This window comes from Streptomyces sp. NPDC085524, from assembly GCF_044541755.1.
In the GTDB taxonomy this organism is placed as follows: Bacteria; Actinomycetota; Actinomycetes; order Streptomycetales; family Streptomycetaceae; genus Streptomyces.
Window position 1 is genome coordinate 1 of sequence record NZ_JBITTH010000043.1, and the last position, 12,862, is coordinate 12,862.

A 12,862-nucleotide genomic window follows, 5' to 3' on the forward strand; every position below is an offset into this window, starting at 1 on the left:
GCCACTCCCTCTCAGCCACAAAAGGCAAGCACCCTTCAGCCACACCCAGCCCTCCCGGACCACCCAACACCTTACGGAGCGCCCTTGACAGGCCGTCCCGACGCGGAAGGACTATGGGACTGACGGGAAAGCCCCAAGCCCTCTCTGATTCCGGTCAGTTCGGACCCCGCCACTGCCGAAGCCCCCCCTCGTCGGCCGCTCGGGGGCTCCTGCGACGATGCGGGGATGCGTGCACTCCATGAGCTGATCAACGTCGAAGATCCCGCCTGGCCCGTCCTCCTGGAGGAGGTCGCCGGTTCGAAGGTGCCGGTCGAGGTGGTGGGCGGTGACGCCGGTCGCGGGCAGGCCGCCTTGCTGCAGTTGCAGGTGACCGCGCGGTCCTACCTCGGCGGGGTCGTGCTCAACTGCGGCGGGCTGCTCGTGGACGGGGGCTGGCTGCGGGTGTTCGGGAGTCCGGGGGCCGCCGACTCGGACGGGCTGCCGGGTCTCGCCGAGGTGAACGGCATGCCCGCGGCGTTCGATCCTGCGTGGGCGCCCGATGCGGGGCTGGTCGTGGCCCAGGACGTGTTGGGCGGGGTCTTCGCGCTCAACGGCGTCGACCCCGCCGCGGCCGGGCGGCCCGGCGGGCCCGGTGAGGTGGTCTACTTCGCCCCCGAGGCACTGCGCTGGGAGGCGCTCGGCGCCGGGTATTCGGCGTGGCTGTCCTGGGTGCTCGGCGGGGACCTCGAGGGGTTCTACGACGGAGTGCGGTGGCCCGGGTGGCGCGACGAGGTCGCCGGGCTGCGCGGTGCGGAAGGACTGTCGTTCTACCCGCCGCTGTGGTCGGCCGAGGGCCGCCGGGACCTGCAGGGGGCCAGCCGCCGCCCCGTGCCGATGGCGGAGCTGGTGGGCCTGGGCCGGGAGTCGTGCCTGCAGCTCGACGGGGTCGATCCGGGGTTCCTCGGCATCGTGTGAGGCGAGTGACGCGTGCGGGCGACGTGCGGCACCGGGCGAGCGTGTTCGCGGCCGGTGCCGGCCCTCGCCCGGCATCGTGGGTGCCGTGGATGAGCAGCGGTTCGGGGTGTGGGTGGTCGGGGACTCCTACGAGCGGTACATGGGGCGCTGGAGCCGGCTGGTCGCCGAGCGGTTCGTGGCGTGGCTCGGCTGCGCGGACGGGCTGCGGTGGCTGGACGTGGGCTGCGGTACGGGGGCGTTGACCGGGGCCGTCGCCGCACGGTGCAGGCCCCGCGCGGTGCTGGGCGTGGACCCGTCCTCGGGCTTCGTGGCCTCGGCCCGGGTGGGCGCCCCCGCGGTGGCGCGCTTCGTCGTCGGCGATGCGGCTTCGCTGCCGGTACCGGACGAGGGGTGTGACGTCGTGGGCAGCGGGCTCGTGCTCAACTTCCTTCCCGCGCCGGGTGCCGCGCTCGCGGAAGCGGTCCGGGTGGTGCGGCCGGGCGGGCTGGTCGCCGCGTACGTGTGGGACTACGCCGACGGCATGGAGTTCCTGAGCCGTTTCTGGCGGGCTGCGGTGGCGGTGGATCCGTCTGCGGTGGAACAGGACGAGACCCGCCGGTTCCCCGTGTGCCGGCCGGAGCCGCTGCGCGCGCTGTGGGCGGAGGCGGGACTGGTCGACGTGGCCGTCACCCCGATCGATGTGGACACCGTATTCGGTGACTTCGACGATCTCTGGGAGCCGTTCCTGGCGGGGCAGGGGCCCGCCCCGGGGTTCGTCTCCGGCCTCGACCCGGTCGTACGGGAGCGGCTGCGCGAGACGCTCCGCGCGGCCGTGCCGGCGCGGGAGGACGGGGCGATCGCGCTGACCGCCCGTGCATGGGCGGTCCGGGGCCGAAGGCCGGACCGGCTGCCGGGCCGGTGAGCCCGTCCCTCCGCAGCGTTACCAGGGCTCCGCCCTGGGTATCCGGGCAGGAGGGGAGAGGGGGCGTCGTGCGCGCTGCCGTAAGGAAGTTGGGGCGGGCGGCGGCTGCGGTGGGAGCCGTGGTCTCCCTCGGGGTCGCCGGATGGCTGGTGTGGCTGCTGCCCGGGCCGCAGCTGGGCGCCATCCTCGGCTTCGGGTCCGTCGACGGGGTCGTCACGGTCGCCGAGTGCCACGAGGCCACCGACGCGGACGGCTACTCGACCGGCACCGACTGCACCGGCTGGTACGTCCCGGCGCGGGCCGGTGAGCCGGCCCGCGAGATGGTGATCGAATCGGCCGCCGGGAAGCACCGGCACGGTGCCCGGGTGGAGGTCCGGACGGCGCGCGGGCGTGCCTACGAACTGTCCGGGACGGCCGTGTTCGACACGGGCACCACCACCGGGATGCTGCTCGTGCCGTTCCTCGCGGTGGCGGGCTGGCTGGTGTCGTGCGCGCGCGGCGCCGCGCCCGGCGACGGGGAGGGCTACTTCTTCGCCGCGCTCGGCGGGATGGTCGCCGTCATCGTGCTGTCCGTGGTGAGCGGCATCCTGGTCGCGATCGGCGTCGCGGTCTTCTGAGTCACCCGGCGGTGATGCGGGCCGCGAAGGCGTCCAGGTTGAGGGTCATCCGCTCCAGCCGCTCGTCGAGCGTCAGGGACTCCTCGTACCGGGTCGTCCGCAGCTTCGGCTGCCGCTTGCCCCGTACGTAGAGGGGGCACGCGAGGTCCGCGCACACGTACACCCCGACCGTGTTCCCCTCGCGTCCGCGGGCCCCGGCGAGGGGCGCGGCGAGCAGCGTGACGCCGGAGGAGGCGTGGGCCGTCAGGCACAGCTGGCAGAGGCTGGACTTCACGGCGCTGGTACGGCCCACCGAGGGCACGCGCAGCGAGATGCCGAGCGGGCCGTCCGGGCGGGGGAGTACGAGGTGCGCCTTGAGGGGCGCGCCCGGATCCACCCAGCCGAGGAAGTCCAGGTCCTCCCAGGGCAGCTCGGCGAAGTCGAGCGGGAGGCGCAGGCGTGAGGCCTCACCCTTGGTGCAGTTCACGAAGGACGAACGGATCTGGTTCTCGCTGAGTGGTTCCACGGGCATCGACCCTAATGTCCGCCCTGGGCCGGGCGCATCCCGATAACGGCTCCGAGCCCGGGCCCCGGCCGCAACCGGGCGGACCTGCGCGGCGTCCACCGACCGAGGGCGAGGGGACGGGTGGGGGTGCGGACGGATGACAGGGCGACGCGACGGGCTGACGCCCCGGGGGCGGCGCGCGCGGCGGCGCGCGGGGCGGGTCCTCGCCGGGCTCGCGCTCCTCACCGCGCTGCTGATGCTGCTCGCCGGCCGGATCCCGAACCGGGTCGGGAACCCGGGCAGCCTCGTGCAGACCTTCCTGCCCTGGAGCGGGGCCGCCGTGCTGGTGCTCGGCGGGCTCGCGCTGCTGCGCAGGTCCCGGCCCGGGCTGGTGGCCGTACTGGTGCCGGCGCTCGTCTGGGGCCTCTTCTACGCGGGCACGCTCAGGGACCGGGCCGCCGCCGGGGGCGCCGGCGCGCTGACCGTCGTCACGCACAACGTCGACGACGAGAACCCCGACCCCGCCGGGACCGCCCGCGCCCTCGCCGCCACCGGGGCGCAGCTCATCGCGCTGGAGGAGCTGGTCGAGCCCGCGGCCGGCCGGTACGCGGAGGCGCTCGCGGGCGCGTATCCGTACCACGAGGTGCGCGGCACGGTCGGGCTGTGGTCCACGTACCCCCTCACCGACACCCGGGCCGTGCCGATCATGGAGTGGACCCGGGCGCTGCGCACCACGGCGCAGACCCCGCAGGGGCCGCTCACGGTGTACGTCGCGCACCTCCCGTCCGTACGGGTACGCCCAGGCTCGGGGTTCGACACGGCCCGCCGCAACGCGGCCGCGGGGCGGCTCGCGGAGGCCGTCCGGGGCGGCCCGGCCGGGCGCACGCTCCTGATGGGCGACCTCAACAGCACCACCGGCGACCGCGCGGTGGCCCCGCTCATGTCGCAGTTCCGCTCCGCCCACGACGCGGCGGGGGCGGGCTTCGGCTTCAGCTGGCCCGCGGCGTTCCCGGTGGCCCGCATCGACCAGGTCCTGGTCCGCGACCTGACCCCGCTCTCGGCCTGGACCCTCCCGGCGACCCCGAGCGACCACCTCCCGGTGGCGGCCCGCCTCCGCCCCTAGCCCTTCCGGTTCTCCGCGATCAGCTTCCCGAACACCTCCGGGGTGACGGAGTCGATGCCCCGGCCCGTGTTGACGGTGATCTGCTTGCCGTCGACGAAGACCGCCGGGGTGCCCTTGACGCCCTCGTCGTGGAAGGCCTTGCCGACCTTTTCGGTCCACGGCATGTAGGTGAGGTCCTTGACGGCCCCGTCGAAGGCGGGGGTGCGCAGGCCCGGGACCTGGGCGGCGAGTTCCAGGAGGGTGGCGGTGGAGCCGTACTTGTCGTCCGTCTCCTTCTCCGGGTGGTTCCTGTAGAGCACCTGGAGGTACTCCATGAACTTCTCCGGGCCCTCGTTCGCCGCCGCGCCCAGCGCGTTCACGGCCCGCTTCGAGCCCTTGCCGCCGCCGAGGGCGCTGTCGAGGAAGGTCGCGAAGCGGTACTCGACCTTGTACTCGCCCGCGTCGGCCTGTTCCTTGATGGTCCTGCCCAGGCCGATCTCGACGCCCGCGCAGTACGGGCAGCGGGGGTCGAGCCAGACGGTCAGGGTGTGTTGCGCGTCGGCCTTGCCGTACGGGATCACGACCCCGTCCTTGCCGGTGGTGTTGGCGGGCTGGACGAATGGCTTTCCGGCCGCGTCGGGGTCGGCGGAACCGGCCGGAGCGGAGGACCCCGAGGAGGCTGCGGAGTTCGAGGCGTAGACGCCCGCGGCCGCCGCGATGCCGAGTACGGCGACCAGGGAGCCCCCGACCAGCAGCCGGCCGCGCAGCCGCGCGCGGCGGGCCTGCGCCTCGCGCTCGATGCGGAGCCGGTTGCGGGCCTCCCGCCGCTGGTCCTTCTTCTTGTTCGTGCTGCTCGCCATGACGACCAGCGTACGGAGCGGACGGGGTCGAAACCGGGGGTCATCGGTCCATATCGGGCGGGGACTCAAGTCCCTCGTCCGTTCTGTCGTGAGGGTCCGGTGAAGCCGAGACGAATGGTGTGTCATATATGACGGGGGGACGGCGAGTCGGGTCCGAAGACCTGATAAACAGAGGGATATTCGCGACCTGACCGGTCGTGTGCCGTAAGCCTGACGGCTCCTTGGGGGGATCGCCGCACCGTGAAGCCGCTTCATCGTCACCTTGTCAGCACCTCGCGGAAGGTCCTGTGCACGGCCGCACTCGCGGCCAGCCTGACCACCGCCGCGGTCGTGACCAGCCCGACGACCGCCGACGCGGGCGAGTCCGAGCCCACCCCGGACAGCCCGCAGGCCGCCGAACGCGGCGACGCCCGCCTGGACCTGCCCGACCTCGTCGCCGACCCGCCGCCCGCGGGTGCCGCCGCGGCCGGGGGCGCCAGCGGCATACCCGCCACCGCCCTGGACGCGTACAAGCGGGCCGAGCTGTCCGTGGGCGCTGCACTCCCGGGCTGCAAGCTGCCCTGGGCGCTGCTCGCCGGCATCGGCCGCGTCGAGTCGGTGCACGCCTCCGGTTACGGGCTCAAGGCGGACGGCTACACCGAGAAGCCGATCCGCGGCCCGCGCCTGGACGGCAACGGCTTCGCCGAGATCCGCGACACGGACAAGGGCGAGTTCGACGCGGACACCGAGTACGACCGGGCCGTCGGCCCGCTGCAGTTCATCCCCTCCACCTGGCGCACCTGGGGCGCCGACGGCAACGGCGACGGCAAGCGGGACCCGAACAACATCTACGACGCCGCGCTCGGCGCGGGGCTGTACCTGTGCGCGGGTGACCGGGACCTGTCGAACGCGGCCAAGCTCGACCAGGCGGTCCTCAGCTACAACAACTCCCGCGAGTACGTGAACACCGTGCTCGGCTTCATGCGGCAGTACCAGAGCGGGGGCGTCGGCGAGGTTCCTAACCCGCCCGTCGGGAACTACCCCACCGTGCCGCCCGGCAACTACCCGACCCCGCGTCCGGCGCAGCCGGTCACGCCGACCCCGACGCCCAAGCCGACGCCCACCCCGACGCCGACTCCGACCCCCAAGCCGACCCCGACGCCCACACCCACGCCCACACCCACCCCGACTCCGACCCCGGCCGCGCGGCTGGCCGAACTGGTCGTGCTCGACGGTCCCGGCCTCACGGCCGAGACCGGCGCGGAGGCCTTCGGCAAGGTGCCCCGGGTCAAGGTGGTCCTCAGCGACGGCAAGCCGGCCGTCGGCCAGGAAGTGGTCTTCGCCGTCGAGGCGGACACCACCGGGGGCACCCTCTTCGGGAAGGCGGACAACCTGGTGGTCAAGGCGGACGCGAACGGCATCGCGGCCGCGCCCGGCCTGAAGCCGGGCCCCGAGGCCGGCACCTTCGGCCTGCGGGCCTCGGCGTACGACACGCTGGGCAAGTTCACGGTGAAGTTCGACGGCACGGTCACGGCCAAGCCGGTCGCGGACCTGCTTGCCCGCCCGGAGGGCTCGAAGCCGCTGGAGGCGGTCGCCGGCGACAGCATCAAGGGCGTCGAGGTACTGGCCACCGCCAAGGGCAAGCCCGTCGCGGTGCCCGGTGCCGTCGTCGGCCTGGGGCAGCTGAAGGACGGCAAGTGGGTCCCGGTGGACCCGGCGGCCAAGACGGGCCCGTACTTCAAGGACGAGACCGGCAAGCGGGTCTACACCGGCAAGCCGACCACGGTGGAGGACAAGACGGGCACGCTCGTCCTCCCGGAGCTGTTCACGGACAAGGGCCTCGCGGCCGGTACGTACCAGCTCCGCGTGGCCACCCCGGAAGGCGTCACCCTGATCCTCGACGTCAAGATCACCGCCCCGGCCGCCACCCCGGCCCCGAAGCCCACCGCCTGACCCCGAGGCCCCGGCCCGCAGGGCCGTAGGTGTACGAAGCCGCCCCGGCACCGTCGTCGAGACGGTGCCGGGGCGGCTTCGTACACCTACGCCACCCCACCGGGGAGGGCAAAGGCAGGAGCCCTGCCGCTCCGCTTGCGCAGAGGCGACAGGGCTCCTTGGGTACTGCTTTCCAACCCGCGAGAGAGTTGGCCCAGGCGACTAGGCCGGGGTGACGTTCTCCGCCTGCGGGCCCTTCGGACCCTGCGTGACGTCGAAGTTCACCGTCTGGTTCTCCTCGAGGGAGCGGAAGCCAGAGGCGTTGATCGCGGAGTAGTGGACGAAGACATCCGGGCCGCCGCCGTCCTGGGCGATGAAGCCGAAGCCCTTTTCAGCGTTGAACCACTTCACGGTTCCGGTAGCCATGAGCCCTCCTATGGGCCAAAGGGTCGCCCTGCTCCAGAACCTGCTAAGAAGTCTGAAAACTACAAAAGCCTGCGGGTCACATTCTCCGCAGGCCTCGTACTGCAAGGGAAACCAAACTGCAACTTGCGTCGAGCCTAGCACGCACCCCGCGGCCGAGACCAGAGGGAAAGATCACGTCACCCGGACGTTTGAGACCCGCCTCAAGGCTGACGGAGACCCGGCAGCTAGTCTCGCGATGTGGACGTCTATCGCAGCCGGCCCCGCGTCGGCCACATTCAGTTCCTGAACTGCCTGCCCCTCTACTGGGGGCTCGCCCGAACCGGCACGCTGCTGGACCTGGAGCTGACCAAGGACTCCCCCGAGAAGCTCAGTGAGCGGCTCGTCGAGGGGGACCTCGACATCGCCCCGATCACCCTCGTGGAGTTCCTCCGCAACGCCGACCGGCTCGTCGCCTTCCCCGACATCGCCGTCGGCTGCGACGGCCCGGTGATGTCCTGCGTGATCGTTTCGCAGGTCCCGCTGGAGCAGCTCGACGGAGCCCGGGTCGCCCTGGGATCCACCTCTCGTACGTCCGTACGCCTCGCCCAGCTGCTGCTTTCCGAGCAGTACGGGGTGCAGCCCGACTACTACACCTGCCCGCCCGACCTCAGCCTGATGATGCAGGAGGCGGACGCGGCCGTCCTGATCGGGGACGCCGCCCTGCGCGCCTCCCTCCACGACGCACCCCGGCTCGGGCTGACCGTGTACGACCTGGGGCACATGTGGAAGGAGTGGACCGGACTGCCGTTCGTCTTCGCCGTCTGGGCCGCCCGCAAGGACTACCTCGAACGCGAGCCGGCCGTCGTGCGCGAGGTCCACGAGGCCTTCCTCTCCTCGCGAGACCTGTCCCTCGAAGAGGTCACCAAGGTCGCCGAGCAGGCAGCCCGCTGGGAGGCCTTCGACGCCGACCTGCTGGAGCGATACTTCACCACGCTCGACTTCCGCTTCGGGCCGGAACAGCTGGCCGGTGTAAGGGAATTCGCGCGCCGAACGGGACCGACGACGGGCTATCCCGCGGATGTCTCCGTGCAGCTCCTGGAAGCGGAGGTCCCGGAACCGGTCATGGCGCCGGTCATGGAGTCCTGACCGATTTACCCGCTGTTTCCGGTGGCTTCCATTCCTTTCCGCTTTCCGCGCGCCCGGCACGGGAATGCGGAAAGGAATGCAATCCCTACGCGGCGTCCACGAGCAGGGCCACGCCGGCGATCAGCCCGGCCGCCGAGGCGACGGCCAGCAGCGAGACCAGGAGCATCACCCAGCCCCCGAGGACGCCCGCCAGGGCCATGCCCTTCCCGTCCCCCGACAGCCGGCGGGCCCGGAAGCGGCCCACGTGCCCGGCCGGGATCGCGATCAGCGCGCACAGCAGGGCCATGGCGACGAAGACCGGCGGGTTGAGCCAGCCGATGGGCGTGGCCAGATTGGCCATCGCGGCGAAGCTCCCCAGCGCGCAGAACGCGCTGACCTTGGCCGCCCGGTTCCGGCCGCGCAGGACCGCCTCGCTCATGTTCCGTTCCCCCTCATCGCGGACGTACGACGGCGGCCACCGTAACGCCCTAAGGTGCTGTCAAGGATCTTCCTGGGGGATGGGGGACGCGATGCAGCCGCTCGAAGCGGGCGAACCAAGGACCATCGGCGCGTACCGGCTGCTCGGCCGGCTCGGCGCGGGTGGCATGGGCCGGGTCTACCTCGGCCGCAGCGCGGGCGGCCGCACCGTGGCCGTCAAGATCGTGCACCCGCACTTCGCCGCCGACGAGGAGTTCCGCGCCCGGTTCCGCCGCGAGGTGGAGGCGGCCCGGCGGGTGGGCGGCGAGTGGACCGCGCCCGTGCTGGACGCGGACCCGGAGGCTCCGGTGCCGTGGGTGGCCACCGGGTACGTGGCGGGGCCCTCCCTGGACCGGGCCGTGGCCTCGCACGGGCCGCTGCCGGACGCCTCGGTACGGGCCGTCGGCGCGGGGCTGGCCCGCGCCCTGGTGGCCGTGCACGGGCTGGGGCTCGTCCACCGGGACGTGAAGCCGTCGAACGTGATGCTGACCCTGGACGGGCCCCGGCTGATCGACTTCGGGATCGCACGGGCCACCGACGGCACCGCCTCGCTGACCTCCACCGGGGTGTCCGTGGGCTCGCCCGGCTACATGTCGCCCGAGCAGATCCTCGGCAAGGGGGTCACCGGGGCGGCCGACGTGTTCTCCCTCGGCGCCGTACTGGCCTTCGCCGCGACCGGCCGCCCGCCCTTCACCGGGGACAACTCGGCGACCCTCCTCTACAAGGTGGTCCACGAACCGCCCGAGCTGGACGCCGTCCCGCCCGGCCCGCTGCGCGAGCTGATCGCGGACTGCCTGGCCAAGGCCCCCGCCGACCGCCCCGCCCCGACGGCCGTCGCGGCGGCCCTCGATTCGGCCCTGGGCGCCCCGGGCTGGCTGCCCGCGCCCCTGGTCGAGGAGGCCAGCCGGGCCGCGGTGGCCCTGCTCGACCTCGACGCCGGCCCCGCCGAAGCCGGGTTCGGGCCCCCGCCCGCCGCGGAGGCGCCGTCCGGGCCGGTGCCGTTCACGAGCCCGTCGTACGGGGGCCAGGCGGGCGCAGGCCCGTACGGAGCTCCCGGCACGGGCGGCGGCCCGTACGGCAGCCCGGGCAGCCCCTACGCTCCGGCGGGCCCCTACGGGACGCCGGGCGGGACCGCCGGGGGAGTGCCGCAGCCCCGGACCGCGCCGGACGCCGGGCGGCAGGTCGGCGTCACCGCGGCCGGGCGCCGCTTCAGCTGCACCCTCGTACTGGCCGCCGCCGCGGTGCTGACCGGACTGGTGGGCGGGCTGTACGGGATGGGGCTGCTGCCCGGAACGGGGCAGCAGAAGGAGCGGGACCTGGCCGACGGCCACAGCTCCTCGTCCCCGCCCGCCGGATCCCGGCCCACGGGGACGGCCGCCGCCACGGCGCCCCCCGCCGCGACGCCGAGCGGGGGCGGGACCCGTACGGACGTCCCCAAGGAGATCACCGGCACCTGGAAGGGCACGGTCACCACCAACGCCAGGCTCTCCACCGAGTTCGAGATCACCATCAAGGCCGGCAAGGTCGGTGAGATCGTCGGCCGGGACAAGTCGATCCTGCCGCTCTTCGGCACCGACTGCAGCGGCGACTGGCGGCTGGCCTCCGCCACCGACCGCTCCCTCGTCCTCGACACGTCGGACGGCCCCAACCCGGCCCCCGGCATGTGCTCCAACGGCTCAAAGAACGAACGCTTCACCCTCAACGACAACGGAACGCTCCACTACAAATCGGGTGACGTGCCGGCCGGAAACCCCGAAGGCGACCTGACCCGTAGCCCCTGAACACCGCCGACGGGCCCTGGCGTAGGCTGGATCGGTCCGTACCTCTTGACACCGCCGAAAGGTGACGCACCGGTGACCGACCAGGCCGCTCTCCAGTCTGTCCTCGACCGTGCCGCCGCGGGGGGCCGGATCTCCAAGGAAGAGGCGCTCGACCTCTACCGCCACGCGCCGCTGCACGCGCTCGGCCAGGCCGCCGACGCGGTGCGCCGCCGCCGCTACGCGGGCACCGAGCACATCGCGACGTACATCATCGAGCGCAACATCAACTACACGAACGTGTGCGTCACGGCGTGCAAGTTCTGTGCCTTCTACGCGGCCCCCAAGGACACGAAGAAGGGCTGGACGCGCGACCTCGACGACATCCTGCGCCGCTGCGCGGAGACCGTCGAGCTCGGCGGCACGCAGATCATGTTCCAGGGCGGGCACCACCCGGACTTCGGCGTCGAGTACTACGAGCACCACTTCTCCGCCATCAAGCAGGCCTACCCGCAGCTGGTCATCCACTCCCTCGGCGCCTCCGAGGTCGAGCACATGGCCCGCATCTCCAAGGTGCCGGTGGAGGAGGCGATCCAGCGCATCCACGCCGCCGGTCTCGACTCCTTCGCGGGCGCCGGAGCCGAACTGCTGCCGGAGCGGCCGCGCAAGGCGATCGCCCCGCTCAAGGAGTCCGGCGAGCGCTGGCTCGAGATCATGGAGATCGCCCACAAGCTGGGCGTGGAGTCCACCTCCACCATGCTGATGGGCACCGGCGAGACCAACGCCGAGCGCATCGAGCACATCGCGATGATCCGGGACACGCAGGACCGCACCGGCGGCTTCCGCGCCTTCATCCCGTACACGTACCAGCCCGAGAACAACCACCTCAAGGGCCGTACGCAGGCGACGATCTTCGAGTACCTGCGCATGATCGCGATCGCGCGCCTCTTCCTCGACAACGTCGCGCACATCCAGGGCTCCTGGCTCACCGTCGGCAAGGAGGCGGGCCAGCTCTCCCTGCACTACGGCGCGGACGACCTCGGCTCGGTCATGCTGGAGGAGAACGTCGTCTCCTCGGCCGGCGCCAAGCACCGCTCCAACCGCCAGGAGATCATCGACCTGATCCGCAAGGCGGGCCGCACCCCGGCGCAGCGCGCGACGACGTACGAGCACCTCGCCGTGCACGACGACCCGGCGAACGACCCGGTCGACGACCGCGTGGCCTCGCACATCTCCTCGATCGCCATCGAGGGCGGCACGGCCCACCCCGAGCTGAAGCTCATCTCGACGAACTGACGCCGACACCGATGCGTACGCTCCATTCCGCCGAACACCTCGTCCCGGGACCGGGATCCGCGCCGGTGGCCGACGGCGCGGTCCTGGTCGAAGGCGACCGCATCGCGGCGATCGGTCCCTTCGCCGAGCTCGCCGAGCGCTTCCCGCACGCCCGCGCCCGCCGCTGGCCCGGGCTGCTCACGCCGGGCCTGCTCGTGCGCGGGGCGGACGAGCTGCTGGAGCGCACGTACTACCCGGACGACCCGTACGAGATCACGGAGCTCGGCGCCGACCCCATCAGCGGGGAGGCGGAGCTGGAGGAGCTGAAGCTGACGGAGGCGCGCTGGGGCAACAGTGCCCGGCGCGGTACCCAGAAGCTCCTCGCCCGCGGGGTCGTGGCGGTCACGGGCCGCTTCACCGTCCCGGCGGTGCGCACGGCGGTGTCCCGCTCGGGCCTCACGATCCTGCCCCCGGCCGGCCAGGAGGGCACTCCCTCCCTGGACCCGTTCGCCGGGCGGGACGAGGCCGGGCAGGCCTTCCACGGGGTCCTGGAGGCTGGCGCCCCGGCCCGCTTCGCGGTCTTCGCGGTGCCGGACGCGGCGGAGCTGCTGGCGCGCGGCGCGACGACCTGCGTGGCCACGGTCATCAGCGGCCGTCTGCTGCACCGCCGTCGCTGAGCGGCAGGACGGACACCCCGGACACCCCCGACGCCCCGGACGACCCCATCGCCCCGGACGCCCCTTCCCGCGCGAGCGCGGCGAGCAGGCAGGCCTGGAGCCGGCTTATCCCGCCGAGCTTGGCCCGTATGTTCCCGACGTGGAACTTCACCGTGCTGACCGACAGTTGCAGCCGGTCGGCGAGCTCCGCGTTCGAGGCGCCGGTGGCCAGCCAGAGGAAGACCGCCGATTCCTGCTCGGTGAGCTGGGCCCCCTGCGGCACCGGGGTGCCGTACGAGGGGAACCAGCCGGGGACGGTGAAGCTGACGACGCGCAAG

At 72.8% G+C, this 12,862-nt stretch carries 14 protein-coding genes; 9 read left to right on the top strand and 5 right to left on the bottom strand.

Annotated elements, in window-relative coordinates; all coding sequences use genetic code 11:
• Window positions 1-225 precede the first annotated feature (225 nt).
• The 3 genes from ACIGFK_RS39845 (at window position 226) to ACIGFK_RS39855 (ending at window position 2,472) form a co-directional block, all read left to right on the top strand.
• Window positions 226-954, top strand: coding sequence for a DUF2625 domain-containing protein (locus ACIGFK_RS39845; RefSeq protein WP_376662009.1), 729 nt, complete (start codon window positions 226-228; stop codon window positions 952-954).
• Between the two features lie 85 nt (window positions 955-1,039).
• Window positions 1,040-1,855, top strand: coding sequence for a class I SAM-dependent methyltransferase (locus ACIGFK_RS39850; RefSeq protein WP_400055797.1), 816 nt, complete (start codon window positions 1,040-1,042; stop codon window positions 1,853-1,855).
• A 68-nt stretch (window positions 1,856-1,923) separates the two neighbouring features.
• Window positions 1,924-2,472, top strand: coding sequence for a hypothetical protein (locus tag ACIGFK_RS39855; RefSeq protein ID WP_376662007.1), 549 nt, complete (start codon window positions 1,924-1,926; stop codon window positions 2,470-2,472).
• Between the two features lies 1 nt (window position 2,473).
• Here ACIGFK_RS39855 and ACIGFK_RS39860 read toward each other — a convergent pair whose 3' ends face one another.
• Window positions 2,474-2,977, bottom strand: coding sequence for an FBP domain-containing protein (locus ACIGFK_RS39860; protein WP_376662010.1), 504 nt, complete (start codon window positions 2,975-2,977; stop codon window positions 2,474-2,476).
• Between the two features lie 136 nt (window positions 2,978-3,113).
• Here ACIGFK_RS39860 and ACIGFK_RS39865 point away from each other — a divergent pair, with 136 nt between their 5' ends.
• Window positions 3,114-4,079 (top strand): endonuclease/exonuclease/phosphatase family protein, encoded by a 966-nt coding sequence (locus ACIGFK_RS39865; RefSeq protein ID WP_400055799.1) that lies wholly within the window; start codon window positions 3,114-3,116, stop codon window positions 4,077-4,079.
• On the opposite strand, the gene ACIGFK_RS39870 is transcribed toward ACIGFK_RS39865, so the two are convergent.
• The gene (locus ACIGFK_RS39870) at window positions 4,076-4,918 is read right to left on the bottom strand and encodes a thioredoxin domain-containing protein (protein ID WP_400055800.1); all 843 of its coding nucleotides are present in this window, start codon (window positions 4,916-4,918) and stop codon (window positions 4,076-4,078) included. The two genes, ACIGFK_RS39865 and ACIGFK_RS39870, sit on opposite strands and share 4 nt — an antisense overlap.
• Before the next feature lie 240 nt (window positions 4,919-5,158).
• On the opposite strand from ACIGFK_RS39870, the gene ACIGFK_RS39875 reads away from it, so the two are divergent.
• Window positions 5,159-6,850, top strand: a complete 1,692-nt coding sequence (locus tag ACIGFK_RS39875) for a lytic murein transglycosylase (RefSeq protein WP_376662004.1) — start codon at window positions 5,159-5,161, stop codon at window positions 6,848-6,850.
• Between the two features lie 201 nt (window positions 6,851-7,051).
• On the opposite strand, the gene ACIGFK_RS39880 is transcribed toward ACIGFK_RS39875, so the two are convergent.
• A complete protein-coding gene (locus ACIGFK_RS39880; RefSeq protein ID WP_030012116.1) occupies window positions 7,052-7,255 on the bottom strand; it encodes a cold-shock protein in 204 nt (67 codons plus the stop codon).
• 237 nt (window positions 7,256-7,492) lie between these two features.
• Here ACIGFK_RS39880 and ACIGFK_RS39885 point away from each other — a divergent pair, with 237 nt between their 5' ends.
• A complete protein-coding gene (locus ACIGFK_RS39885) occupies window positions 7,493-8,380 on the top strand; it encodes a menaquinone biosynthetic enzyme MqnA/MqnD family protein (RefSeq protein ID WP_376661452.1) in 888 nt (295 codons plus the stop codon).
• Between the two features lie 85 nt (window positions 8,381-8,465).
• Here ACIGFK_RS39885 and ACIGFK_RS39890 read toward each other — a convergent pair whose 3' ends face one another.
• Window positions 8,466-8,798 (bottom strand): DUF4190 domain-containing protein, encoded by a 333-nt coding sequence (locus ACIGFK_RS39890; protein ID WP_376661451.1) that lies wholly within the window; start codon window positions 8,796-8,798, stop codon window positions 8,466-8,468.
• A 91-nt stretch (window positions 8,799-8,889) separates the two neighbouring features.
• Between ACIGFK_RS39890 and ACIGFK_RS39895 the strand changes: the two genes are divergently transcribed.
• The 3 genes from ACIGFK_RS39895 to ACIGFK_RS39905 all read left to right on the top strand — a co-directional run bounded on the left by ACIGFK_RS39895 (window position 8,890) and on the right by ACIGFK_RS39905 (window position 12,545).
• A complete protein-coding gene (locus ACIGFK_RS39895; RefSeq protein WP_376661453.1) occupies window positions 8,890-10,617 on the top strand; it encodes a serine/threonine-protein kinase in 1,728 nt (575 codons plus the stop codon).
• Window positions 10,618-10,689: 72 nt separating this feature from the next.
• Window positions 10,690-11,889, top strand: coding sequence for a cyclic dehypoxanthinyl futalosine synthase (mqnC, locus tag ACIGFK_RS39900; protein ID WP_376661450.1), 1,200 nt, complete (start codon window positions 10,690-10,692; stop codon window positions 11,887-11,889).
• A gap of 11 nt (window positions 11,890-11,900) precedes the next feature.
• Window positions 11,901-12,545: an imidazolonepropionase-like domain-containing protein gene (locus ACIGFK_RS39905; protein ID WP_376661449.1), complete on the top strand. Its 645-nt coding sequence runs from the start codon at window positions 11,901-11,903 to the stop codon at window positions 12,543-12,545.
• On the opposite strand, the gene ACIGFK_RS39910 is transcribed toward ACIGFK_RS39905, so the two are convergent.
• A complete protein-coding gene (locus tag ACIGFK_RS39910; RefSeq protein WP_376661448.1) occupies window positions 12,514-12,861 on the bottom strand; it encodes a response regulator transcription factor in 348 nt (115 codons plus the stop codon). The two genes, ACIGFK_RS39905 and ACIGFK_RS39910, sit on opposite strands and share 32 nt — an antisense overlap.
• Window position 12,862: the final 1 nt, after the last annotated feature.